Annotated in this window: 21 protein-coding genes; 15 read left to right on the forward strand and 6 right to left on the reverse strand. The window is 56.2% G+C overall.

The genetic code is table 11. The features are described from left to right. Positions 1 to 711 precede the first annotated feature (711 nt). On the forward strand, positions 712 to 1,281 hold the full coding sequence (locus Poly51_RS25055) for a DUF2141 domain-containing protein (RefSeq protein ID WP_146461237.1): 570 nt from the start codon (positions 712 to 714) through the stop codon (positions 1,279 to 1,281). A 67-nt stretch (positions 1,282 to 1,348) separates the two neighbouring features. Here Poly51_RS25055 and Poly51_RS25060 read toward each other — a convergent pair whose 3' ends face one another. The 3 genes from Poly51_RS25060 to Poly51_RS25070 all read right to left on the reverse strand — a co-directional run bounded on the left by Poly51_RS25060 (position 1,349) and on the right by Poly51_RS25070 (position 4,791). After that, on the reverse strand, positions 1,349 to 2,800 hold the full coding sequence (locus Poly51_RS25060; protein ID WP_146461240.1) for a hypothetical protein: 1,452 nt from the start codon (positions 2,798 to 2,800) through the stop codon (positions 1,349 to 1,351). Positions 2,801 to 2,968: 168 nt separating this feature from the next. Beyond that, positions 2,969 to 4,273 carry a DUF481 domain-containing protein gene (locus Poly51_RS25065; RefSeq protein ID WP_246114752.1) on the reverse strand — a complete coding sequence of 435 codons (1,305 nt, stop codon included), beginning with the start codon at positions 4,271 to 4,273 and terminating at the stop codon, positions 2,969 to 2,971. A 113-nt stretch (positions 4,274 to 4,386) separates the two neighbouring features. Further along, a complete protein-coding gene (locus Poly51_RS25070; protein ID WP_146461242.1) occupies positions 4,387 to 4,791 on the reverse strand; it encodes a hypothetical protein in 405 nt (134 codons plus the stop codon). 229 nt (positions 4,792 to 5,020) lie between these two features. On the opposite strand from Poly51_RS25070, the gene Poly51_RS25075 reads away from it, so the two are divergent. From Poly51_RS25075 to Poly51_RS25095, 5 genes are all read left to right on the forward strand, one after another. Continuing rightward, positions 5,021 to 5,722 (forward strand): PTS sugar transporter subunit IIA, encoded by a 702-nt coding sequence (locus Poly51_RS25075; RefSeq protein ID WP_146461244.1) that lies wholly within the window; start codon positions 5,021 to 5,023, stop codon positions 5,720 to 5,722. After that, entirely contained in the window at positions 5,712 to 6,590 is an 879-nt protein-coding gene (locus tag Poly51_RS25080) for a hypothetical protein (RefSeq protein ID WP_146461246.1), read from the forward strand. The genes Poly51_RS25075 and Poly51_RS25080 overlap by 11 nt, the downstream gene beginning before the upstream one ends. A gap of 82 nt (positions 6,591 to 6,672) precedes the next feature. After that, positions 6,673 to 8,031 (forward strand): Gfo/Idh/MocA family protein, encoded by a 1,359-nt coding sequence (locus Poly51_RS25085; RefSeq protein ID WP_146461248.1) that lies wholly within the window; start codon positions 6,673 to 6,675, stop codon positions 8,029 to 8,031. A 133-nt stretch (positions 8,032 to 8,164) separates the two neighbouring features. Beyond that, positions 8,165 to 8,674 carry an RNA polymerase sigma factor gene (locus tag Poly51_RS25090; protein ID WP_146461250.1) on the forward strand — a complete coding sequence of 170 codons (510 nt, stop codon included), beginning with the start codon at positions 8,165 to 8,167 and terminating at the stop codon, positions 8,672 to 8,674. A gap of 73 nt (positions 8,675 to 8,747) precedes the next feature. Continuing rightward, a complete protein-coding gene (locus Poly51_RS25095; RefSeq protein WP_146461252.1) occupies positions 8,748 to 11,330 on the forward strand; it encodes a VWA domain-containing protein in 2,583 nt (860 codons plus the stop codon). Positions 11,331 to 11,373: 43 nt separating this feature from the next. On the opposite strand, the gene Poly51_RS25100 is transcribed toward Poly51_RS25095, so the two are convergent. Then, positions 11,374 to 11,784, reverse strand: coding sequence for an acyl-CoA thioesterase (locus Poly51_RS25100; protein ID WP_146461254.1), 411 nt, complete (start codon positions 11,782 to 11,784; stop codon positions 11,374 to 11,376). 149 nt (positions 11,785 to 11,933) lie between these two features. On the opposite strand from Poly51_RS25100, the gene Poly51_RS25105 reads away from it, so the two are divergent. Next, positions 11,934 to 12,437 carry an acetolactate synthase gene (locus tag Poly51_RS25105; protein ID WP_146461256.1) on the forward strand — a complete coding sequence of 168 codons (504 nt, stop codon included), beginning with the start codon at positions 11,934 to 11,936 and terminating at the stop codon, positions 12,435 to 12,437. A 131-nt stretch (positions 12,438 to 12,568) separates the two neighbouring features. Here the strand turns inward: Poly51_RS25105 and typA are convergent, their stop codons facing one another. Together typA and Poly51_RS30720 are read right to left on the reverse strand one after the other, a co-directional pair. Next, a complete protein-coding gene (gene typA / locus Poly51_RS25110) occupies positions 12,569 to 14,422 on the reverse strand; it encodes a translational GTPase TypA (protein WP_146461258.1) in 1,854 nt (617 codons plus the stop codon). Positions 14,423 to 14,572: 150 nt separating this feature from the next. After that, positions 14,573 to 15,088: a hypothetical protein gene (locus Poly51_RS30720; protein ID WP_186775794.1), complete on the reverse strand. Its 516-nt coding sequence runs from the start codon at positions 15,086 to 15,088 to the stop codon at positions 14,573 to 14,575. 561 nt (positions 15,089 to 15,649) lie between these two features. On the opposite strand from Poly51_RS30720, the gene Poly51_RS25120 reads away from it, so the two are divergent. The 8 genes from Poly51_RS25120 (at position 15,650) to Poly51_RS25155 (ending at position 23,765) form a co-directional block, all read left to right on the forward strand. After that, on the forward strand, positions 15,650 to 17,002 hold the full coding sequence (locus Poly51_RS25120) for a Na(+)-translocating NADH-quinone reductase subunit A (protein WP_146461260.1): 1,353 nt from the start codon (positions 15,650 to 15,652) through the stop codon (positions 17,000 to 17,002). Positions 17,003 to 17,005: 3 nt separating this feature from the next. Next, complete coding sequence (locus Poly51_RS25125) at positions 17,006 to 18,295, forward strand: NADH:ubiquinone reductase (Na(+)-transporting) subunit B (protein WP_146461262.1); 1,290 nt, start codon at positions 17,006 to 17,008, stop codon at positions 18,293 to 18,295. Further along, positions 18,282 to 19,187 carry a Na(+)-translocating NADH-quinone reductase subunit C gene (locus tag Poly51_RS25130; RefSeq protein ID WP_146461264.1) on the forward strand — a complete coding sequence of 302 codons (906 nt, stop codon included), beginning with the start codon at positions 18,282 to 18,284 and terminating at the stop codon, positions 19,185 to 19,187. Before Poly51_RS25125 ends, Poly51_RS25130 begins: the two co-directional genes overlap by 14 nt. Beyond that, entirely contained in the window at positions 19,180 to 19,803 is a 624-nt protein-coding gene (locus Poly51_RS25135; RefSeq protein ID WP_146461266.1) for an NADH:ubiquinone reductase (Na(+)-transporting) subunit D, read from the forward strand. The genes Poly51_RS25130 and Poly51_RS25135 overlap by 8 nt, the downstream gene beginning before the upstream one ends. Before the next feature lie 7 nt (positions 19,804 to 19,810). Then, positions 19,811 to 20,449 carry an NADH:ubiquinone reductase (Na(+)-transporting) subunit E gene (gene nqrE, locus Poly51_RS25140; RefSeq protein ID WP_146461268.1) on the forward strand — a complete coding sequence of 213 codons (639 nt, stop codon included), beginning with the start codon at positions 19,811 to 19,813 and terminating at the stop codon, positions 20,447 to 20,449. 25 nt (positions 20,450 to 20,474) lie between these two features. Further along, positions 20,475 to 21,695: an NADH:ubiquinone reductase (Na(+)-transporting) subunit F gene (gene nqrF, locus Poly51_RS25145; RefSeq protein ID WP_146461271.1), complete on the forward strand. Its 1,221-nt coding sequence runs from the start codon at positions 20,475 to 20,477 to the stop codon at positions 21,693 to 21,695. A 65-nt stretch (positions 21,696 to 21,760) separates the two neighbouring features. Continuing rightward, a complete protein-coding gene (locus Poly51_RS25150; RefSeq protein ID WP_246114753.1) occupies positions 21,761 to 23,092 on the forward strand; it encodes an FAD:protein FMN transferase in 1,332 nt (443 codons plus the stop codon). Between the two features lie 124 nt (positions 23,093 to 23,216). Beyond that, complete coding sequence (locus Poly51_RS25155) at positions 23,217 to 23,765, forward strand: hypothetical protein (protein WP_146461273.1); 549 nt, start codon at positions 23,217 to 23,219, stop codon at positions 23,763 to 23,765. Positions 23,766 to 23,833 lie beyond the last annotated feature (68 nt).

Consider the following 23,833-nt stretch of genomic DNA (forward strand, 5'->3'; position numbering starts at 1 on the left):
GCTTAGCGAGGGATCGACATGAAATCCCTCGCTAACGCGTCGGGTTACCATTTTTCGAAGCAACTTCAAGTCGTTCTCGAGGCATGAGTGGTCTGTCAATATTAAAACGTGGGGTAGGCATCCCGCCTGCCAATGCGCAGATACTGGAAATCGCAGGCTGGAAGCCTACGCCACGAAAGTGCCAACCCTACAATTGAATGTTGACAGAGTACTGGCAGGCTCCCCCAACAGGCTTGGCCGAAACGAGTTCACTTGATTACGGCCCCCCAGTCTCGTCCAACTCTTCCACTTGCTCTCCACCTTTTCTGTTGAAAACGCAGTCACTTTCAGATTCTCGGTGGTTACGGCCTCCCCGAATCGGGACTTTCACCCGACCGTTCAATCGCCTTCGCAGACGCACTGCCCATCACCCTCCGGCTGATGTAGCCCGACTGAGCGAGCTAGCCATCACCGAGAATTTTTGTCGAAGGACCACCGCTTCAACTTGCGAACCCGTCACTTTGATAGAAGTCTTGCAAACCCGGTCGTGCGTCGCGGCCTACTCCCATTCAACCAGAGGAGACGATCGACGGAGCGACAAACCACTGGAATTTTGGCTCCCCACACCAGGGCGTGTAAATCGAAGGTGAATTCGATTACATTGCGGGTTCCACTTCGGTCACCGACTCTTTGTTTTTGGACATCATTTTGACGGAACAGCCCTCGGTCGACATGGAACCACATGAACCGTCAGCCCCGCCCAGCTTGTGGCAGGAAAACCACGGGAACTTGTTGTTAGGATTCGCCGTTTTGGTGACAATCGGCGGCGCGATGATTCTCCTTTACATCCAGAATCGTTTCGTGCCACCGCGTTTTCCCAATGAAGCGTCGATCGTCATCCCGGATTCCCCCGACGGCGTTGAAACCCCCGTGGATGGCAATGCGATCTCGGTCAGTCTGATGGGCGCCGCTAATGACGAAGGCACGTTTCGCTTGGCGTTCTATGAAAACAGTGAATCGTTCAATGACGTGGAACGGGCGTTTTTAAGAACGACCGCGCCGATCAAAGACGGCGAGTGCCGGATTCGTGTCGGTTACGAAATGATCCCGGAAGAGTTTGCGGTCGCGGCTTACCATGACGAAAACGACAACGGTGTCTTGGATCGAAATCGCCTGGGGATTCCAACCGAGCGTTACGGATTCTCATCGAATGCACGAGGGTTGACCGGTCCGCCGGATTACGAAGAGGCGACCGTTCAGCGTCCCGAAGTCGGTGGATCGATCACGATCGCGATTCGGTAACCGCGATCAACACGTCCGATCCATCCGGGCACTCAAACACCGCTGGTTTTGTACGCCGGCCCGTCGGTCATTCCGACGAAGCTTGCCGTCGTCGCCTCTCGGCCGTTGGCACACCAGCGACTTGGTCACTCGATCGACGTCCTGCACCCAAGTAATCGCTCCATCGACGGCCTCCGTTGATGTCCGATGGACCCGGTGCGATCAGAAAGACCGCGCCGAGGCCGAAGATCAGTCCGGCCATCATCGATCCAACGGTCAGCACGGTGCCACCGGGGCCGACCGGATTATCTGTGGCTTGAGGCGGCCCCAGTTCGGCAATCAAGTTGGTCGACAGCGCAGCCGATCGAGTCGCGTTGGCCTCGGCCAATGATCGCTCGGCTTCGCCAAGCATCTCCGTGCGATGCTGCACATCAGCATCGATTTTGGCATAGTCCGTTCGGATCGTTGCCAAGTGGTCCAGCCGCAGCTTTAATGCCGTTTCACGTTCTCGCAATCGAGCCAATCGGTCGCGTTCCAATTTCAAAGCGGGTTCCATCGCTCGCAGCGCGGCAACCGTTTCTTGTTGCATGCGCCGTTTGATTTCCAACTCGGTCGCAGCCGCAGCCATGCGTTTCGGATTTTCGGGTGTATAGATGCCCGCCAATTGACTTGCCGCCAATTGGGCATCAATCAGCCCATCTTTCAGCCGCTGCAACGACGGCTGGCTGGCGAGCATATCGCTGCCACTGACCAATAATTGCTGAGGGTCCTCAGCGCCCAGGACCAAGACGGCTTTCAACGATTCCAGTTTTTCGACTTCGAGTTCGACGACCTGGGCTTCACGAGTGGTGTCTTCGAGCGTCCGTCGGTTGGTTCCATCGCCGCTGATCGTATCATTCAGATTCCGCAGGTCGCCCAAGTCGGTCCCGAATTCCACTTCGATCTCACGCATGCGCGCCGAAGATGCATCCAGATTTCGGGCAGCCAAGTCACGCGAGTGACTGAGTTCGGCGATAACGCTATCGGCGCGAACCTGGCGAACTTTCCGCAACTGTGCGGTCAGGTTGTCATACATCGCACGGCAAAAATCGGTTGCCCGTTGTTGCGTGCTGGATTTGACTTGCAGATAAACGACTTCCGTGTTTCCAAACTCGGAACCTTTGGGGGCCGCAAGGTTGACGGCGCTGGTAGCGACATCGTCAACGATCGTTGTACTCGGCCATCCTTCGGCTGACTTGTTCGAGGGTGGACCGATTTGACGTAGTGCGGCGGCAACGACTTCGGGGTTCTGAGTCATCTCGAGAATGGTTTCTTGCGCCGCCTTCAAGTCCGTTTGACTGGCAAATCGCCCCAAGCGATCCACTGACGTGGTGGCTTCATCGCGAACGACCAACGGTTGGCGTGCCGAATAGACGTCGCTGCGGAAAAGGCTGTATACCGTTCCGATCGCGCCAAAGACCAGCACTGCGCCCACCCAAAGAGGTGCGAACAGGACCAAAACGTTGCGTACGTGTTTCCACGGGATCGGCGATGAATTCATGACGTGAGCTGCGAAATATCCAGAGACATCGGGACGGTACGCAAAACCCTAGGTCACCGTCGGCGTCTCAATAGAAAAATTCATCCGTCGCCACAAAGATGACCGTGCGGATTGTGACGAATGAATGCTCTGTTCGGATATCGCCGATCACGTCGGACACCTTGCAGATCAAAACTTGTACAGCAGCAGCAACGAATAGTAGATGTCGTTGGGCCTGGCACCCTGAGGCGTGCTGTCGTAACGATCGGTTGCGGCCAGCTTCAAGCTAAGATTGTCGCTTCCGTCTAGCAGCATTTCCCAAGAAGCATCCGCCACCAAACGGTAGTTGTTGAAATCATCCCAGGCCGGAAAGTAATCGACCTTACCCTTCAATTTTTGGCGATCGGTCAGCTGGCGTTCGGCTTCGATACCGAACACGGCTTCGGGCGACCACGCATCGTCGGGCGAACCGATCTCTTTTGACGCACCAGCACCGAAGCGAGTGACCAATGTCGCCGTGTCCGTTCGGATCCAGTGATACCCCAAACCGGCGTTCGTATTGATTCTCAAATCGAACGCTTTGAACTTGTCCCATTCCAAACCAAACTTGCCGAACAACGACCAATTGGTATCACCCAATAGCCGGTCATAGTCCAAATTGAATCGACCGTTATCCTCGATCGTCGTGTCACGACTGCTCGCTTGGCGATAATCGACATCGATGGTGAACGTCGAAATGTCAGTTTTGCGTTTCAATTCGAGCCCCGTTTGCAGAGCCAATGTTTCCGCGTTACCACCGCTTCCGTCGATTCCAAATTCGGCATTTGAATCCCATCCCTTCATCCATCGCGCCGGATACTGGTACCAATGCGTCACCGATTCTTGCAGCGGTGGTGTATCGATGGCTGCTTGATCTCCCATGGCTTGGTCGAACGCCGAAACATCGGATGGTGATGCTGGGACGACCGAACTTCCAACGTAAGATTCATCAGTCGATTGTGAAGGACTGACCAGTGGCATCGGCAACGACGGCACCTCATTAGAAACCGTTTTGACTGACGAACTCGATGTGGGGTTTGGCGCCGAAGAACTTGATGAATCCAAGATCGCTCGTGCGACGGCCGACGTGTTCGCACGCGGCATGTCGAAATACGGATTGGCGACCGATTGACTTGCGACGTAAGGATTCGATCGTGGTGATGCGGGATCAACCGGAACAACGTACGGCGGCGCACCGCCATCGGATGCACCGGAGATCGTTGGCAAAGTGAACGTCGATGACGGAGCAGCAGGGGAAACCGTCGAAGCCGGGGCAGCGGGCGAAGCAATGGCAACGGGCAATGCGTCGGTATCCGGCAAGTCGTAGCCGGTTCCGTTGAATGTCGACACGCCACGCATCCATGACGGTGTCGTGGTTTCGTCGGCAACAGCGGAGCCGCTCGTCCATACGACGGCGAGGGCGATGACAAATGCGTTGAAGGTGGTTTGGTTCATCGGTCGACTGGGCAAACGAGACTCGAACGTATAAATCGGAAGAAAAACTGTTTCTCCCATTCGAGTCTTAGCAAACCACCGCCGGTCAAGTCACGACCGATCTGAGCCAAGTTCTAACGCTGTTGATACGGCGGTGGCCCTTGTTGTTGTTGCGGATACGGAGTTCCGTACGATGGCGGCGGATAGCTCGGTCGTCCGTAAGCATCGGGTTGGCCGTAGGCATTGGGCTGGCCATAAGACGCAGGTTGGCCAAAACCGCGGTCGTTGTATTGGGTAACGGGCGGTTGCGGATAGCCTTGACCTTGTGGCTCTCCCTGCTGCTCGGCATAGCGCTGTTGTTCTTCCTGCTCTCGCCGGTCCAGCACTTCGCGACCCTTATCGATAGCTTTTCGAGTATCGCTGCGAATTTCCGCCCGATTGATCTCGATCGTCGTACGATCGCCGTCGCGATTGATTTTGAACCATCCCGCCATGAAAGCGGCCATACCCAACATTCCAATAATGATCAGATTACGCATCTAAAAAATCCGTTCGCGCGCGAGTCAGTAATAATCGATTCAGTGTCGTTATCGGCTTTGAAGCCCCACAGAGCGAGATCAGATCGGGAAAAAACGCTTCGGATCTAGCGTGACGGCCGCAGCCCAGGAAAGCTAGCAAATCACATCGCGTGTTTTTTTCGGTCGAGGACACTAGATTCGACGCAACGCTATCATAGAGCCGCCCCAAACACACATAGAAAAAGTCACGATGGAAGATCTCGACGTCGCCCAGCTCGCCGCCTATTTGCACCTGCTACCCGATCAAGTCTCCAAAATGGCGATGCGGGGCAAGCTCCCCGGTCGCAAGGTCAGTGGCGAGTGGCGATTCAGCGAAGCCGAAATCCATCACTGGCTGGAAGAACAAATCGGCGTCAGCGACTCCGAAGAACTGGGCAAGGTGCAACGCGTGCTGGACCGTGCTGCCCCCGAGATTGTCGACCGACCGATTCACGAATTGTGCCAAATCGAGTCGATCGAAGTGCCGCTGAACGCGCGGACGCGGGGATCCGTCATCCGTTCGATGTGCGGTTTGGCCGGCAACACGGGGTTGATGTGGGACGCACCGACCATGGCCGAGGCCGTTGCGGCCCGCGAACAAATGCATCCGACGGCGCTGGATTGCGGGGTGGCATTGCTGCACCCTCGCCGGCCTCAAACTTCGATCTTGGCGGACTCGGTGATCGCGCTTGCGGTGTGTTCGTCGGCGATCCCTTTTTCGGACCGCGGTCAGTTAACGGACGTCTTCTTTCTGATCTGCTCTTACGACGACACCGTCCACCTTCGTATCCTGGCCAAGCTTAGCCGAATGATCTCGGCCGGTGACATGCTCGAAAATTTGCGGATGGCCCGGTCGCCTATGGATGCATGGCATGCCTTGAAAGATGCCGAAGCCGTGATCGATGAAGCTTGAAACAACGACGCGCGAGACGACGGCGTTCAAGAAACACGCTCGCAACAATCGAATCTTCACCCACGTCAAGGAAGACATTCCGGTGCAATCACAAAACATCCAATCTGGGCCGGGAACCGTTCTTTGGATCGGCGAGCGGCAAGCCATCGATTTCCAAGCCGCCTACCAGTTTTGCGAAAACCGATCGTCGCAACTTGCCTGGCGCGCGGACATGCCGTCGGCGATCGAGCGACCGGCCCAGAACGTGAGCTTGACGGTATTCGCTCAGCACACGCGTCAGCCACCCGCGACCGAATTGCTGGAACAACTGTTGGCAATCTATCCCGATTCGACGCGGGTGAATTTGCTGGGCGTCCTCTGCGAAGCGATCACTCGCACACCCATGATCGGATTTGACGGGTCGCGTCACCCGTGGCATCGATGGAACCAAGTGTTGACCGATTTGCTGGACAAGTCGAACGATCCCAGTGACATCCGTAGCGTCTTGATCATGTCGGCCGATGTCTCGGCTGCTCAAACGCTACTGGACTTGGCGGACGAGGGCGGCGCGACGGCTGTCTGGTCACGAACGATGGATCCACCCGGAATTCGCAATGTCGACGCCGTTTGGTGGGACGATTCGATCGCCGGACCGGCGACGGCCCAGCGATGGGCGGATCGTGCCGCGAAGGTCTCGTCGGCGAAGGGCCACTTGAAACAAGCATGGCTGGTCAATTCGCCGCGGCCGCGGGACTTGAAACATGCCCAACAAGGTGGGGTCGACATGGTACTTAGCAAACCGCACCGCATCGAACCGCTGCTGCGGATGATCGAAGCCTCCGCCGCTACGCGTTTTCGCTCAACAGAAACAAAAGTCCGCGTCGCTTGAATTGGCCGTCGGCGGTAGATCACAAGATGGACTAGAATGGTGGTTGATCACGACTCACCGCCATCCCACCCCAGTGCCATCGATGACCTCCCAGAACTCCGACGCAACTTCGAAACAATCATCCGACGCGAACCGGCGTCACTTTCTGAAATCGGGAAGCGTCCTAACGGCGGGTGCTGCGACCGTGCTTGCGGGGACTCGCCCGGTCCGCGGCGACGAAGAAGTTGCCGAATACGAACGAACGCTCGCATCATCCGAGCCGCCGATTCGAATCGCACTGGTCGGTGCAGGTGGCCGTGGAAGTGGCGCGATCAACGATTCCTTGTCGATCAACGAAGGTATTAAACTGGTCGCGATCGCCGACTTGGACGGATCCAAACTTGGCGGACTGCGTGACTCGTTGGCCAAACGTCATGAAGGAAAAGTCAACGTTGCCGACAACAAAATTTACGGTGGTATCGACGGGTACAAACGAGTTTTGGATGACGCTGATGTCGACGTCGTGCTGTTCGCGACTCCGCCGGCGTTTCGTCCATCGTACATCGCCGAAGCCGTTGACGCGGGCAAACACATCTTCGCCGAGAAGCCCTCCTGCGTGGATCCGGCCGGCTATCGAATCTGCCTTGCCGCCCATGACAAGGCCGTGGCCAACGGTACGTCGATCGTTACAGGAACTCAGTATCGCCGGCAAACCAATTACGTCGAATGCATCAAACGCATCCACGAAGGCGCGATCGGCGACATCGTTTCGGCGTCTGCTCGTTATTGCAGCAACGGCATCTGGAACAAGATCCGTCGTCCCGAAATGAGTGATACGGAATTTCAAGTCTTCAATTGGATGCACTTCATTTGGTTGTCGGGCGACCAGATCGTCGAACAAGCCGTCCACAACATTGACACGATCAACTGGATCATGGGCGGACCACCTGAATCGGCGTTCGCCGTGGGCGGACGATTCACGCGTCCCGAAGGCAGCGAGATGTGGGACAGCATGGCCGTCGATTACCAATACCCGGGCAACCGAATGGTTTCGTTCATCTGTCGTCAAATTCCTGGTGCCGCCAACGAGAACGCCAACGTCATCTACGGCACAAAGGGAAAAGCGACGATCTATGGGATCAATTCCGGCGCCAAGATCGAAGATCGCGACGGAAAAGAAACCTTTTCGATGGAAGGCAACATCGGTGCCGCCTACCAACAGGAACACAAGGACTTGATCGATTCGGTTCGCAGCGGAAAGCCGATCGTCGAACTGAAAGAAACGGCCGACAGCTCGCTGACCGGTGTTTTGGGCCGCGTCGCCGCTTACACCGGCCAAAACGTGTCGTGGGATTTCTTGGCCAATGAATCGAAGCTTTCGTTATTCCCCGAAGACTTCGACATCAACGGCCCTCGCCCCGAATCATCGTTTGCGATCCCGGGTCAGTCGAAGTTGATCTAGGCACGTCGGAAGAGCACTCGCCGACCGGTTACGTGGGCGAGAAATGTTTTCCGGAAATCTTCCTAAGAAACCTGCCTCACGTTCGTTGTCATGCTGAAACCGCGTTCTTTTCTTCTGCTGTTGACGCTCTTCCATGACCAAACACGCTTGCCAGTGGCCGCCGGGCTCGATCGATGAGATCGTCGAACGATACCAGCGGCCCCTGATTGCGTATGCGGCTCGGATGATGGGCGGCGATTGGCAAGGGGCTCAAGACGCGGTTCAGGAAACGTTCCTGAGGCTGTGTCGCGAATCGCCCGACGACGTGCAAAATCGCCTCGCAGCTTGGCTCTTCTCTGTCTGCCGAAGCCGAGTGATTGACATGCAACGAACCTCTCACGCGACGCCCGTCGATGCGTCGCGGATCCCCATGCCGGACCCTTCGCCGGGTCCCGAGACGACGGCCATCGACGCCGAAGACCGCAGCCATTTGGACGAACTGATGGACCGGCTGACGCCGCGGCAACAAGAAGTCATGCGGCTAAGGATGACGGCCGGCTTGAGCTACCGCGAGATCGCTGACGTGACCGGTTTGTCGGTCAGCAACGTCGGTTTTCATTTGCACGAAGCCGTCCGCAGCCTGCGCAGCGCGTTCCCAGCCTGACCGGATCGTTCATCCGCCAGTCCGCAACGCCGCTTCTAAAAAAACACGTTCCTCCAAAACCAGAACTCAAGCCATGAAACCATCATCCCCCTGGGACGATTCTCGCATCACCGCCTATGTGATGAACGAATTGTCCGACGACCAGCGCGTCGCATTCGAAAAAGAGCTCAAAGGCAACGGTGAACTGTCGGCCGCCGTCGACGAAGCTCGTCTGGTCACCGACAAACTTGCCGGCCTGTTCGCCGCCGAGTCGGCGCCGGTACTGAGCGACAACCGGCGAGACGAAATCGCCTCCGGTGCATTGCCTAGTACTCACCTCGGCACCCCACCGAAGCCGTGGACGGTGCCGATTCTGATATTGGCCACTGCGGCGGTGGTGGCCCTGATGATCGGCATCGCGCCGATGCTGCAGAATCAACCAATGACGGTTTCGCAGACGAAAAACGATGCCGTGACAATCGACGAAGATATTGCGGCGGTTGAATTCGAGCAAATGGTGGTTGATGAATCCGCAGTTGATCAACCCACTTCAACCGTATCGGTTCCATCGCTGACTTCGGCCGCCGAGACGGCCGGCAAGCCGATTCTTAGCAAACGTGTCGAAGCACTAGACGTTCTTGAACGGCGTTCGCAATCGGTCGACAAAAAGAAAATGCAATCGTCGGTCGGTGGCGGTGCCATGGGTGGTGGAATAGGCGGTGGAAGCGTGGAGTTGGATTCCGCCAAGGTTGCCGGCGATGACATCGTGGCCGACAAAGCAATGACGCGCGGCACGGCACTCGCTTACGAAGTACATCAGCCCTTTTCGGAAGACTTGGAGATGGAGCATTTTGGCTTTGATGATGGCAACGAAGCAAAAGGCAATCGCCCCATGGCAGCAGCTCCTAGGCGACGGTCGAAGCGAAGCGAAGCCGACATGGACGGCATGGGAGGCATGGACGAATTGGGAATGGACATGATGGGAATGGAGGGCATGATGATGGAAGCAGAGGGAATGGACATGGCTATGGGAATGGGAATGTCTGCTCCCACCCCGAATGCTGTCGGCAACAAAGCGACTCCCTATTTCGCTGGAAGCAATCGATTCGATAGCACGCGGTCCAACCTGGAACAGAACCGCTATCGACTGGAAAAATCGCGACTTCTCGAAACCGCACCCGGCCTGGCGGACGCGCCGGACATCCGGGTCATTCCGCTCGAAGAATCGCTGCACGGGCGAAGCTCCGGCGACAAGTTTTCACCGATCACCGATAACGAATTCAAACGAGCCGACGAGCATCCGCTCAGCACGTTTTCGATCGACGTCGATACCGCTTCGTACAGCAAGACTCGCGACATCCTGATGCGAGCGAATCAGTTGCCGGGTCCCGATGCCGTGCGTATCGAAGAATTGGTCAATTACTTTAACTACGGCTACACGCCGCCAGCCAACGATGCCTCGCATCCGTTCGCCGCCGCCGTCGAAATCACGTCTTGCCCTTGGAACGACGAGCATCGACTCGCTCGCATAGCCATCCAAGGCAAGACGATGAAATCCGACGAGCGTCCCCGGTGCAACTTGGTGTTCTTGGTCGACACGTCCGGATCGATGAATTCGCGAAACAAGCTGCCGCTGGTCATCGAAGGCATGACGATGCTGACAAAGCAGCTAGAAAAGAACGACAAAGTTGCTATCGTCGTTTATGCCGGGTCGGCCGGACTGGTACTGGATTCGACTTCGGCCAAGAAAAGCAAGAAGATCAACAAGGCACTGTCGCAACTTTCCGCCGGTGGCAGCACCAACGGTGGTGCGGGTATTGAACTGGCCTACCAAACCGCTCGCGAGAATTTCGTCGAAGGCGGCGTCAATCGAGTGATCCTGTGCAGCGACGGTGACTTCAACGTCGGAACCACCGGCACCGATGCCCTGGTGCGGTTGGTCGAGGCCGAAGCCAAGAGCGGTGTGTTCTTGACCGTGCTGGGTTTCGGAATGGGCAACCACAACGACGCGATGATGGAACAGATCAGCGGCCGCGGCAACGGCAACTATGCCTTCATCGACAACTCGCAAGAAGCACATAAGGTCTTGGTCGATCAAGTCAGCGGGACGTTGGTGACGATCGCCAAGGACGTGAAGCTGCAAGTCGACTTCAACCCCGCCAAGGTCGCGTCGTATCGCTTGATCGGTTACGAGAACCGCATGCTGGCCAAAGAAGACTTCAACGACGACAAGAAGGATGCCGGCGAGATCGGTGCGGGTCACTCAGTGACCGCGCTGTACGAAATCGTACCGGTCGGCGCGGATTCGGATCCGGCACAACCCAAGGTCGACGAATCGAAGTACGTCGCGAAACCGGCACCGACCGAGGCGACCGATGGCGACGAAATGCTGACCGTTCGGATCCGGTACAAGCAACCCGACGGCGACACGAGCACTCGCGTGGACTTTCCGATCGTCGACGAGGACATGTCGTTTGACGAAGCCGACGAATCAACCCGATTCGCCGCCGCTGTGGCGGGATTCGGAATGCAACTTCGCGGCAGCCGACATGCCGGCGACTGGAAGATGGCCGACGTGATGAAAGCCGCCAAGGCGGCGAAAGGCAGCGACGAAGAAGGACTCCGCAGCGAGTTTATCCAGATGGTCAAGAAGGCGAGCCAATTGAAGGGTCAATGACTCAAGCGTTCTTTCACTCGTGTTCAAGTCACTCGTGTTCAAGTCACTCGTGTTCAAGGAAAGCCTTCGGTAACTTCGAAGGCTTTCCCGTTTCGTCCACACAGGCGATCGTCGAGTCTGCGTCAACGATCAGTTCGTCGCCGCGGTGAATCTGATAGCGATGTCGAATCCGAACCTTTCGGATCTCGGTCGTCTCGACGGTCAACGTCAGCAAGTCGTCGAACTCGGCGGCTGCGGTGTAGCGGACATTCATTTGGGTCACCACCAGCATCTTGCCGGCGTCCTCGAACGATTTGTAGCTGACGCCCGCCGCTCGAAGCATCTCGACCCGACCGCGTTCGAAGTAGTTCAAGTAGTTGGCGTGGTGGACTCGCCGTTGGCCGTCGGTTTCTTGATACGTGACTCGAATCGTTTCCTGATGCCGATTCAGCGGGTTATTGGGATTCAAGGGCATGGCAATGGGCGGGGTGATGGAAGAATACTGGGGCAAAATGCCGGTCGAATTGACTGCAAACCGCAATGGAGCCTAGACTCTGCACAGGCTTTAGGGCAGATCAATCTAAGGCGACGCGGCAAAACCACCCATCACAGGATGAACCGACGATGAGCAGCGGCGACGATTCAGCAACTTCGTTCGAAACCATTCGCGGCCGCAACTATCCGGCCCTTCGACAGTTCACAATATTTTTGGAGAACCGCGTCGGGCAGCTCTTGGAAGTGGTCAAACGTTTCGAAGGCACCGGAATCCGGGTTTGTGCGCTTTCGATCAGTGACGCAGCCGAGTGTGCGTTCGTTCGATTCCTAGTCAGTGACGCGGACCGAGGTCGCGAGATTTTGGAACGCAGCGGATTGGCGATGATCGAAACGGACTTGATCGGCGTTGAGCTGCCCGAAGGCCCACAACCGTTGCTGCGAGTTTGTTCGGCGCTGCTGCAAGCGGAACTGAACATCACGCAAGCCTATCCGATGTTGATCCGCCCCAACGGCAAGCCGGCCGTCGCGATCATGGTCGACAACATCGAATTCGCAATGCAAACGCTGCAAGAAAAAGGCTTTACGATTATCACCGAAGGCGATCTGTTGGACGATCCAACAAAAAACCAGTAACCCGACGAACCAGCAGGCTGACGCTGTCGTTTGCAATGACGGCGGCGGGATGACCAAGTCGCGAACTCGCCCGCGAGACCCGATGTCCCGCCGGCTTGGTGCGATCGGCTTATGCTGAACGGCCGTCGGAACTACGCACTACGTCCAGTGCGTCGACGATCAGATTCTTTCAACAAAATCTTTCGCAAGCGGATGTTCAGCGGAGTGACTTCGACGAGCTCGTCTTCTTCGATGTATTCCAGTGCGGCTTCCAACGACATGTCACGTGGCGGCTTCAGGACGACGTTTTCATCGCTTCCGGATGCACGCATGTTGGTCAGTTTCTTTTCGCGGCACGGGTTCACGGTCAAATCATTCTCGCGTGCGTTTTCGCCAACGATCATGCCTTCGTAAACTTCGATACCGGCCGGCACCAACAACTCGCTACGGTCCTGCAAACCGAACATCGCAAACGGAACCGTTTTGCCACCGACCATCGAAATCAGCACGCCGTTGGAACGCTTGGGCACGTCGCCTTCGATCGGACGATAGCTTTCGAAGCGGTGATTGATGATCGCCGTACCGCGAGTCGCGTTGAGCAAGCGTGTACGAAGTCCGATCAGTCCTCGCGATGGGATCAGAAACCTTAACATCGTGTATTCGCCGCGAGGATTCATTTCTTCGAGCTGACCGCGGCGAAGCCCGACCAATTCCATCACCGGCCCCATCGTTTCGGTGGGCACTTCGACTTGAAGCCTTTCGAACGGCTCGTGCTTCTTACCGTCAATGTCTTTGAAAATAACGCGTGGTTTGCCAACCGAAAGCTCAAAGCCCTCGCGGCGCATCGTTTCGATCAGAATCGCCAAGTGCAAAACGCCGCGGCCTTTGACGGCGTACGCTTCGGCGCCTTCGATCATTTCGACTCGAAGCGCGACGTTTCGTTCGAGTTCTTTTTCCAGCCGCGCCTTCAATTGACGCGTCGTCACGAACTTCCCTTCGCGTCCGACCATCGGTGAACTGTTGACGCTAAAAACCATCTCAAGCGTTGGTTCGTCGACCTTCAATCGAGGCAGTGCGTTATTCGCATCGATGGCCGAGATCGTGTCGCCGATTTCGACGTTGACCAGTCCTTCGAGTGCGACGATGTCGCCGGCACTTGCCGATTCGGCGGCGGTTCGTCCCAAGTTGTCGAAAACGAACAAACCGGCTGCCTTGACTTTGACAGGGCCGTTCTTCTGATGCAGTTCGATCGTTTGACCCGCATTGATTTCACCAGCAGCGATGCGACCGATCGCGATTCGACCGACGTACTCGCTCCAACCCAATGTCGTTACCATCATTTGCAGCGGAGCTTCTTCGTCGACTTCGGGACCCGGCAGTGCCGAAAGCACCAAGTCGAACAACGGCCGCATGTCGGTTGTCTTGACGGCGGGATCCAGGGTCGCGAAGCCTTCCTTCGCGCTGGTGAAGACGTACTTCACCTTGTCTAATTGTTCCTCGCCACCGAGTTCGGCCAGCAATTCAAGCGCTTCGTCAAGAGCTTCCAGCGGGCGCCCATCGGGGCGGTCGACCTTGTTGACCACGATGATCGGCGTACAACCGGCTTGCAGAGCCTTTTCTAGCACGAAACGCGTCTGAGGCATCGGGCCTTCGGCCGCATCGACCAAGACCAAGCAACCGTCGGCCATTTGGACGACTCGTTCGACTTCGCCGCCAAAGTCAGCGTGTCCCGGCGTGTCGATGACGTTGATCTTCACGCCTTCGTAGGGCAGCGCGATGTTCTTCGAAAGAATCGTGATGCCGCGTTCTTTTTCCAGGTCGTTCGAATCAAGGATCCGCTCGCCCCGCAGTTCGGCGTCGCGGAACTGACCGCTTTGACGCAGCAAGCAATCCACCAACGTGGTTTTGCCGTGGTCGACGTGGGCAATGATGACAACGTTTCGAATATCAGGACGGCGCAAAGTACAGGTCGCGAGGTTGGAGAGAGTTGGGGTCGTGAGCGTCATTGGATTTGGGTCTGATTTCCGACGCTTGTGATTGACGAGCGTCGAATGAAGGTGGGGGATGAGGGATTCGATTCTTGAACCCCCCCTCGCCGCCCGCACGCGTGCCCTTCGCAAACGAGAAAGGCAATGAAAGTGTGTGGGGTGGCTTTTTTAGTGGGCGTGATGAACAACTTTTCCAGTCGCTTCACCTTCCTTGGTGGTGATCACGAGAACGGTTTCGACCGCGTCACCCATCTTGATTGCCGTCAGCAATTCAGGACTCGTCAACGAGTAGACCGTCATTGAATCGTCGTCGGCTTTTTCAAACGGATAGACCGTCGTTTCGCCCTGGATCGTTGTTTTCATTTCGACGCCGGTAACCTGATCCGCATTCTCGGGATAAACCGCAAGCAACTCCTGATCGTCGTTGTGCGCCCACTCAGCGTGCGCGCCGCCCGTCAGATCGACCATGTGACCGCCGTTGGGGCCATGCGCGGCGTGATCGTGACCGGCATGATCGTCGTGGTCGTGGTCATCATGATCGCCGTGGTTGTGATCATCGTGATCATGGTCGCCGGAAGTTGAAGCAGGCGCAGGTGCCGCCGTTTTTGTTCCGCAACCCGGCGTCAACACCAACGAAACAGTCAAAACAAAAATGACAGCAAAGAGGGGGCGAATGTTAGCCATGATCGAACAATTTCCTAGTGTGCAGACCGCTGGGAAGCAGAAGAGTCAAAGTGTGCGAAAGATCGCGGGCGTGCGCCCGCGACGTAAGTAGCCCATCATCTGACATATTTTCCGTAAATAAGTCGAGGCGCACCTCATCGACACTCGCGATGCGATGCCCTTGCGGCGACTTAGCGGAACGATCCACCGCATTAGCGCCGGTTCGACATGAATTGCCCGCCAGAAAACACAGTGGCGTTGCGACGAATCGGCCTCTGTGGCATATTTCGTTCTCGCATGAATCCGCAAGAAAGCGTTGATTGCTGGCGTCGGATTCGACGCTCATCAAAATCTCTTGCGGATTTGGTCGAATGCTCAGGGCACCCTCTTGGGCGACGCATTCGCCGGGGGCCAGCCCTGGAACGACCGAGTTTGGCCCGCACACCGTCAATGGAGTGCGGGCTTTGACTCGGACCTACTTTGTGATTTTTTTCACAAAGTCACCTGCTTTTCCGAAATTTGCGATTCGGCGAAGCGACGTTTTTTTCGGCAAAAGATGCTCTTTCCATCAGAAAGTCATTGATGACAACCATCAAACGAGGCCTCGACCTACCTATCCTGGGTAGTCCAGAGCAACACATCGAGATCGCTCCGCGAGTCGCAAAGGTCGGCCTGCTTGGCGACGACTACATCGGGATGAAGCCGACGATGTTGGTTGCCCCGGGTGACCGCGTCCGATTGGGCCAAGCGATTCTGGAAGACAAGAAGAATCCTGGCGTCGTTTACACCGCCCCCGCTTCGGGCACCGTCGCCGAAGTGAACCGCGGCGCCAAACGCAAGTTCGAATCGGTCGTGATCGAAGTCGACGGTGATGGCGACGACCGCGTCGAGTTCGAAGGGATTGTCGGCAAGGACCCGCAATCACTGTCTCGCGAGAGCTTGACGGATAGCTTGACTCAAAGCGGCATGTGGACGGCGCTAAGAACGCGTCCGTTTGGCAAGGTGCCGGTCCCTGGTTCGGTGCCCCATTCGATCTTTGTCCAAGCGATCGACACCAATCCGCTCAGTGCCGATCCTGCGATTGCGATCGCCGATCGCAAAGATCAGTTCAACCTTGGCCTGCAATTACTGACCAAATTGACCGACGGCAAAGTCTTCCTTTGCAAGGCTCCCGCGTCAGAGATCCCTGGCTCCGGTGTTGCCGGAATTCAAGTCGAAACGTTCGGCGGTCCCCACCCAGCCGGATTGGTGGGAACTCATATCCACCACCTCGATCCGGTCGGCCCGACCAAGACGGTTTGGTACATCGGTTACCAAGACGTGTGTGCCTTCGGTTCGTTTCTACAGACCGGCACCATCGACGTCCGCCGTGTGATTTCGCTTGCCGGACCCGTGATCGGGCAACCGCGATTGTTGCAGACCCGGCTTGGTGCCAGCGTCACGGAACTGATTGACGGCGAGTACGACGCGTCCATCAAAATTCGTCCGATCAGCGGCAGCGTGCTTTGCGGCCGCCAAGCTGTCGGATCCAAGAGTTACCTGGGCCGATACCACAACCAAGTCTCCGTCATTGCCGAAGGTGACGAGCGAGAGTTCCTGGGTTGGCAAAAGCCCGGCTTCGACAAGTTTTCGGTCACACGAGTCTTTGCGTCCGCCGGACTACCAAACAAAAAGTTTCCGTTCACCACCAGCACCCACGGCAGCGAACGCGCCATGGTGCCGCTGGGAACGTACGAAAAAGTCATGCCGATGGATATTTTGGCGACGCAATTACTTCGTTCGCTGATTTACCGCGACACCGATGAAGCCCAACAGTTGGGCGTTTTGGAATTGGAAGAAGAAGACCTCGGGCTATGCACGTTTGTGTGCCCAGGAAAATACGAATACAGCTCACTGCTTCGCCAGAGCCTGAATACGATCGAACGAGAAGGTTGATCCATGAAAGCACTTCGCACCGTCCTCGATAAAATTCACCCGATCTTTGCCAAGGGTGGGCCGCTCGAGATGGCTTACCCGATGTACGAAGCCCTCGACACGTTCCTTTACACACCCGGTGAAGTCGCGAAGGGTGCTACGCACGTTCGCGATGCCATCGACCTGAAGCGGATGATGATCACGGTCGTCATGGCCTTGGTCCCCGTAACATTGTTCGGCATGTGGAACGTCGGCTACATCGCAAATACCGCGATGGAACAGGCTGCTGCCGTCGGCGTCAGCGTCGAACAGGATTGGCACTATGCCATCCATGACGGGATGGGCTTTGGTCACGACCCGAAAAACATCGTCGACAACTTTGTGTTGGGCGCGATTCACTTCCTGCCGATCTACATCGTTTGCATGTTTGTCGGTGGTCACATCGAATTGGTCTTCAGTGTACTTCGAGGCCACGAAATCAACGAAGGGTTCTTGGTAACCGGGCTGTTGTTTCCGTTGACGCTTCCCGCCTCGATACCGCTTTGGCAAGTGGCGGTGGGTATCGCCTTCGGGGTGATCGTCGCCAAAGAAGTCTTTGGCGGCACCGGACGAAACTTTTTGAATGTCGCGCTTACCAGTCGCGCGTTCCTTTACTTTGCTTATGCCGGACAAATCAGCGGTGAACGCGTTTGGACAGCCGTCGACGGGTTCAGCGGTGCGACCGCACTGGGCCGAATGGCCGCGGCGCCCGCAGGCACCAAGGCTGTCGATGCACTTTCGACCATCAACTACACCGTCGGACCGGCCGCTGGCGAACAAGCCAATTGGACCGGTTCGATCACTTGGACGGACGCATTCCTGGGCACGATCCAAGGTTGCATCGGCGAAACCAGCGCACTGTTGTGCATCGTCGGTGCATTGATCTTGATCGCTACGGGCGTCGGGTCTTGGAAAATCATGGCCGGTGTCGTCGCGGGCGTCACCGCAACGTCCTTTTTGATGATGGGCGTCAACAGCGGCACCAACCCGATGTTCAGCGTTTCACCCCTGTGGCACTTGGTCGTCGGTGGATTGGCGTTCGGTTTGGTGTTTATGGCAACCGACCCGGTCAGTGCTTCGATGACAGAAACCGGTAAATGGGTTTATGGCGGATTGATCGGTTTCATGACCGTTCTAATCCGTGTCGTGAATCCGGCTTATCCCGAAGGCATCATGTTGGCGATTCTGTTCGGCAACGTGTTCGCGCCGCTGATCGATTACTTCGTGGTCCAACTGAACGTTCGCCGGAGGATGGCACGCTATGCAACAACCTGATTCACTCTCTCGTACGATCGCAACTGCGGCCGTTCTATGCGTCGTCTGCTCGCTGGCCGTTAGTGCCGCAGCGGTCGCGCTGAAGCCGACGCAGATTGCCAACGAGAAACTTGACCAGCAAAAGAACATTCTTGATGCGGCCGGCTTGGCCCTTGGAGAGTACGGCTTGCCGGCAAGCAAATTGTCAAAGAAACAAATCGACGAACTGTACGGTTGGGTCAGCGAAGCGTTGATCAACATGAATGACGGTTCGTTCAACAACGAAGTCAAAGCGGCAGATTGGGACTTAGCCGAAGCGGCTTCGGATCCCGACACCAGCGTGCCGATCGAGAACCCGACCTATGACCCAGGCGAAGTGTCGCGTCCGTCGGTGATGAAGGTTTACTTCGTCAAACGACCGGGCAGCGATACGATCCAACAAGTCGTATTGCCGATCTACGGCAAAGGCTTATGGGGGACTTTGTGGGGTTATTTGGCGTTGAAGAGCGACCTCAAAACCATCCAAGGTTTGACGTACTATCAACACAAAGAAACGCCCGGTCTGGGTGGCGAAGTCGACAATCCGGCTTGGAAGGCCAAGTGGGACGGACGCAAACTTTACGACGCGGACGGTACACCAGCGGCACTCGTATTCAAGGGCCCCGCGCCGGCTGAAAATGTTTACGCCGTCGATGGATTGTCCGGCGCAACGATCACCAGCAACGGTGTCACCAAGATGCTGCGTTACTGGGCAAGCGACGATGCTTACGGTCCGTTCTTGAAGAAACTTGGCAAGGACATCGAAAGCGGCGCCCCGATCGGGAACGCAACGAAGTCCGACAAAAAATCGTCTGACGCATCGAGCGATCAGTCCGCCGACATCCGCCAATCCGGAGAATCGATCAATGGCTAAGAAACCTTTGGACGTGCTTGTCGACCCATTGGTCGACAACAATCCGATCGCGCTGCAGATCCTAGGGATCTGTTCGGCGCTCGCGGTGACCAGCAAGATGGAAACGTCGTTAGTGATGGCCCTTGCGGTGGTCGCGGTCACGGCGTGCAGCAATTTTTGCGTCAGCGCGATTCGACAGTTCATCCCCAGCAGCATCCGGATCATCGTGCAGATGACCGTCATCGCATCGCTGGTGATTGTGGTCGACCAACTGTTGAAGGCTTACTTTTATGACATCAGCAAACAGTTGTCCGTCTTCGTCGGCCTGATCATCACGAATTGTATCGTGATGGGTCGCGCCGAAGGATTCGCAATGAAAAACAATCCGGGCATCAGCTTCCTTGACGGGATTGGCAACGGATTGGGTTACGGTGTAGTGCTGCTTGTCGTGGCGTTTTTCCGCGAACTGTTCGGCAGCGGTTCACTGTTCGGCATCGAAATCTTCGCGCTCGATCGCAATGGTGGCTGGTACAACCCGAACAACTTGATGCTGCTGCCTCCCAGCGCATTTTTCATCATCGGATTCATGATCTGGGCAATCCGAGCCTGGAAGCCTGAACAAATCGAAGAGGCGTAAGCGAACCATGGAAAATCTACTCAGCATCTTTTTGCAAGCTGTTTTCATCGAAAACCTTGCGCTCGCTTTCTTCTTGGGCATGTGTACGTTTCTGGCGATCAGCAAGAACGTCAAAATGGCCCTCGGACTCAGCGCTGCGGTGATCGTGATCGAAGCAATCACCATTCCGGCTAACCAAGTGCTTAATGAATGGTTGCTGAAGAAAGGCGCCATGACTTGGGTCAACGACTTGGGCGTTTCGACCAGCACGGTCGACTTTGCCAACGTTGACTTGTCGTTCCTGGGCTTCATCAGCTTCATTGGCGTGATCGCAGCGATGGTTCAGATCCTGGAAATGGTTCTGGATAAGTTCTTCCCGCCGCTTTACAACGCGCTGGGTATTTTCTTGCCGCTGATCACGGTGAACTGCGCGATCCTGGGCGGATCGTTGTTCATGCAGGACCGCAGCTACAACTTCCCCGAGGCCTGCGTCTACGGATTGGGTTGCGGCGTCGGTTGGGCGTTGGCGATCGTTGCGCTTGCCGGCATTCGCGAAAAAATGAAATACAGTGACGTTCCGCCACCGCTTCGCGGTTTAGGTATCACGTTCATCACCGTCGGCCTGATGGCTTTGGCGTTCATGTCCTTCGGCGGCATCAGCCTCTAACAATCACTCACGAGCTTAAAAAAGCATGACTACCATTCTTCTTGGCGTCGCGATGTTCACGGTTGTGGTGATTGCGCTCGTCTTTTTGATCTTGGCTGCCAAAAGCCAACTCGTGGCTTCGGGTCCGGTCAAAATCCTGATCAACAATCAAAAAACGGTCGAAATCCCCGCCGGTGGAAAACTACTGGGCGCCTTGGCCGATGCCGGCATCTTCGTCAGCAGTGCGTGCGGCGGTGGCGGGACGTGTGCCCAGTGCAAGGTGAAGGTCACCGATGGCGGGGGCGACATCTTGGCGACCGAAAAGGGCCACATCAACAAAAAAGAAGCCGCCGAAGGCGAACGTCTTAGTTGCCAAGTCGCAGTGAAGACCGACATGACGGTTGAAGTGCCGCCGGAAGCGTTCGACACCAAGAAGTGGAACTGCAAGGTTCTGAGCAACCGGAACGTCGCGACCTTCATCAAGGAATTCGTACTGCAGTTACCCGAAGGCGAGGAAGTCGATTTCAAGGCCGGCGGTTATATCCAAATCGAATGCCCGCCTCACGTTGTCAACTACAAAGACTTCGATATCGAGGAGCGGTTCCATGGCGATTGGGACAAATTCGATATTTGGCGGTACGTGTCGAAGGTCGACGAACCGGTGGTCCGTGCCTATTCAATGGCAAACTATCCCGGTGAAAAGGGCATCATCATGTTAAACATTCGCGTGGCTTCACCGCCGCCGCGGATGCCCGATGTGCCGCCTGGCAAAATGAGCAGTTGGATTTTCAGCCTGAAACCCGGCGACGAGGCGACAATCAGTGGTCCGTACGGCGAGTTCTTCATCAAAGACACTGACGCGGAAATGGTCTACATCGGTGGTGGTGCGGGAATGGCGCCGTTGCGAAGCCACATCTTCGAGTTGTTCAAACGTGGCAAGACAGACCGCAAGGTTTCGTATTGGTACGGCGGTCGAAGCGCTCGTGAACTGTTCTACGTCGATCACTTTCGTGAAATCGAAAAGGACTTTCCGAACTTCAAGTTCAATATCGCGTTGTCGGAACCGGCGCCGGAAGATAATTGGGACGGCTACGTCGGCTTCATTCACCAAGTACTTTTGGAAAACTATCTGTCCAAGCACGCGGCACCGGAAGATATCGAGTACTACATCTGTGGTCCGCCGATGATGAACCAAGCCGTCTTCCGCATGTTGGACGATTTGGGTGTTGAACCCGAAAACATCGCTTACGACGACTTCGGCGGCTAAGCGATTGACGAATTCAGGCCGTGGAAATCCACGGCCGTTTGCGATGGCTCCTAACTTCGAGCGAAATGATGATCCGCTTTCGCGGTCTGGTGATGGTCGGCTTTGTCGGATTGCTACTTTGCGATTCGCTCTCAAGTGTTGTTGCTGCCGATTCAGTGATGCTCGAATTTTCCGGCCAAACGATGGCAACGACCTACTCGGTCAAGGTCTTCGGGCCCGCTGAATCGGTCGACGTGGATGACCTGAGAATCGACATCGATGGCGTCCTTCGTAACGTCAACGACCAGATGTCGACGTACTTGAAATCGTCCGAGATCAGCAGGTTCAACGCGTCGGATTCGACGGACTGGTTCCCCATCAGTCCCGAATTTGCGGACGTTGTTGACGCGGCGCTGTCGATCGCCGTTAAAACCAATGGTGCCTTCGACATTACGGTTGCGCCGCTGGTGAACGCCTGGAACTTCGGCCCCAGTCCTCGCACCGGCAAAGCGCCTAGCGACGAAACGATCCAGCAACTGCTCGCGACGATCGGCTATCAAAAACTGACTGTCCGCATGGACCCGCCATCGTTAAAGAAGTCGATTCCATCATTGATGGTCGACCTTTCCGCAATCGCAAAGGGCCACGCCGTTGATCGCGTGGTCGAGTTTTTGAATTCTAAGGGTATGAAAGATGTGTTCGTCGAAATCGGAGGCGAAGTTCGCACCAGCGGCTCGAAGGCCGGCCAGTGGTGGAAGGTCGGTATCCAAATGCCCGACGCAGCCACCGATCAATGGACCGTCGCCCACGCGTTGAGCACCAGTGACAGCGATCGCGCAATGGCGACATCAGGTGACTATCGGAACTTTTTTGAAAGCGACGGCAAACGCTATTCGCACACCATCGATCCACGAACCGGACGACCGATCGATCATGCCCTGGCATCCGTCTCGGTTGTCACGGCAAGCTGCGTCGACGCAGACGCTTGGGCAACAGCGATCAATGTCCTAGGCCCGGACGACGGTCTGGCGATCGCCACCAAAGAGGGTTTAGACACTTTGTTGATCTCGCGAGCTGGCGATGAATTCTTGCGAATCGGAACCGGAACATTGTCCCAGTACTCAACCGCATCACCCGTCGGTGCCGTTCAGGCGTCACCCGTTAAAGCGGTTGATTCCGCCGGCTCTCCTTGGGTGGTAATGGCGATCACAACGATTGCTTTCGCCACGATATTGATGGCGATGGCGGTCGGCGTCATTTTCGGCCGCAAGGCGATCAGCGGTTCGTGCGGCGGTATCGCCAACAAAACGAACGATGACGGAAGCGTGAGTTGCGGATTGTGCAGCAACCCGGCGGATGCCTGCAAAGAGCTGCGTGATCGGATGCAGACAACTCACTCGCAGGAAACGAACGCCTGAGGCGATCGGATTCGCACACACCGTGCGTCACTGTCTCGCTTCTAGGTCACTAAGACGTCGATTGACCGACGGCACAAAATTTGCCAAACCCAAAGATGGCATTTCTTGGCTGGAGGCTTTCACGATGCGTAGATTCATTGGAGTTCGGGTTGGATTGGTTTTGTTGGCCGGCGTTTGGATCGCCGTTGGGGGCGGATTCGATGCAGATCTTTGGGGTGATCCTCCCGTCAGCCAAATCAAGGACGCAGAAGGCGACTTGATGAAAGCGAAGCTCTCAAGTTCGCAGAACGTGCTGGAAGGCTTGTGCCGAAATGATTTCGATTTGATCGGCCGCGGAGCTCGCGAGATGAAACGTATCAGCCATGCGGCGGAGTGGCCTCGGCATCGAGATCCGGTGTACGAACATTTCAGCACAGAGTTTCGCCGCCAATGCAATCTGCTGGAAGACTTCGCACAAAGGCGAAACCGTGAAGCCGTCTCTTTCACCTATCTTCACACCACAACGATTTGCATTTCGTGCCACGATTACGTTCGTGATTCACGGCGAGTCGCTGATATGAAGCCGCGTGGCGATGTTCAGCTGATTCCGTCTGAATGGCCTGAACCGAATCAAGCGGAAGTGAAGCCATCCGATGCCCGAAAAACCGTACCCGGATCGCCGTCCGGTCGCTAAACTTGTGATGTGATCGTCTGCCTTTCACAGTGATATTCATCCGACGATTTTCTACGCCGAGATTTTCC

Source organism: Rubripirellula tenax, from assembly GCF_007860125.1.
Lineage (GTDB): Bacteria > Planctomycetota > Planctomycetia > Pirellulales > Pirellulaceae > Rubripirellula > Rubripirellula tenax.

Bases quoted from the DNA above. Each gene is read 5' to 3' on its own strand.
- Poly51_RS25055 (WP_146461237.1), top strand. From the start codon at position 712: ATGGAACCACATGAACCGTCAGCCCCGCCCAGCTTGTGGCAGGAAAAC.
- Poly51_RS25060 (WP_146461240.1), bottom strand. From the start codon at position 2,800: ATGAATTCATCGCCGATCCCGTGGAAACACGTACGCAACGTTTTGGTC.
- Poly51_RS25065 (WP_246114752.1), bottom strand. From the start codon at position 4,273: ATGAACCAAACCACCTTCAACGCATTTGTCATCGCCCTCGCCGTCGTA.
- Poly51_RS25070 (WP_146461242.1), bottom strand. From the start codon at position 4,791: ATGCGTAATCTGATCATTATTGGAATGTTGGGTATGGCCGCTTTCATG.
- Poly51_RS25075 (WP_146461244.1), top strand. From the start codon at position 5,021: ATGGAAGATCTCGACGTCGCCCAGCTCGCCGCCTATTTGCACCTGCTA.
- Poly51_RS25080 (WP_146461246.1), top strand. From the start codon at position 5,712: ATGAAGCTTGAAACAACGACGCGCGAGACGACGGCGTTCAAGAAACAC.
- Poly51_RS25085 (WP_146461248.1), top strand. From the start codon at position 6,673: ATGACCTCCCAGAACTCCGACGCAACTTCGAAACAATCATCCGACGCG.
- Poly51_RS25090 (WP_146461250.1), top strand. From the start codon at position 8,165: ATGACCAAACACGCTTGCCAGTGGCCGCCGGGCTCGATCGATGAGATC.
- Poly51_RS25095 (WP_146461252.1), top strand. From the start codon at position 8,748: ATGAAACCATCATCCCCCTGGGACGATTCTCGCATCACCGCCTATGTG.
- Poly51_RS25100 (WP_146461254.1), bottom strand. From the start codon at position 11,784: ATGCCCTTGAATCCCAATAACCCGCTGAATCGGCATCAGGAAACGATT.
- Poly51_RS25105 (WP_146461256.1), top strand. From the start codon at position 11,934: ATGAGCAGCGGCGACGATTCAGCAACTTCGTTCGAAACCATTCGCGGC.
- typA (WP_146461258.1), bottom strand. From the start codon at position 14,422: ATGACGCTCACGACCCCAACTCTCTCCAACCTCGCGACCTGTACTTTG.
- Poly51_RS30720 (WP_186775794.1), bottom strand. From the start codon at position 15,088: ATGGCTAACATTCGCCCCCTCTTTGCTGTCATTTTTGTTTTGACTGTT.
- Poly51_RS25120 (WP_146461260.1), top strand. From the start codon at position 15,650: ATGACAACCATCAAACGAGGCCTCGACCTACCTATCCTGGGTAGTCCA.
- Poly51_RS25125 (WP_146461262.1), top strand. From the start codon at position 17,006: ATGAAAGCACTTCGCACCGTCCTCGATAAAATTCACCCGATCTTTGCC.
- Poly51_RS25130 (WP_146461264.1), top strand. From the start codon at position 18,282: ATGCAACAACCTGATTCACTCTCTCGTACGATCGCAACTGCGGCCGTT.
- Poly51_RS25135 (WP_146461266.1), top strand. From the start codon at position 19,180: ATGGCTAAGAAACCTTTGGACGTGCTTGTCGACCCATTGGTCGACAAC.
- nqrE (WP_146461268.1), top strand. From the start codon at position 19,811: ATGGAAAATCTACTCAGCATCTTTTTGCAAGCTGTTTTCATCGAAAAC.
- nqrF (WP_146461271.1), top strand. From the start codon at position 20,475: ATGACTACCATTCTTCTTGGCGTCGCGATGTTCACGGTTGTGGTGATT.
- Poly51_RS25150 (WP_246114753.1), top strand. From the start codon at position 21,761: ATGATGATCCGCTTTCGCGGTCTGGTGATGGTCGGCTTTGTCGGATTG.
- Poly51_RS25155 (WP_146461273.1), top strand. From the start codon at position 23,217: ATGCGTAGATTCATTGGAGTTCGGGTTGGATTGGTTTTGTTGGCCGGC.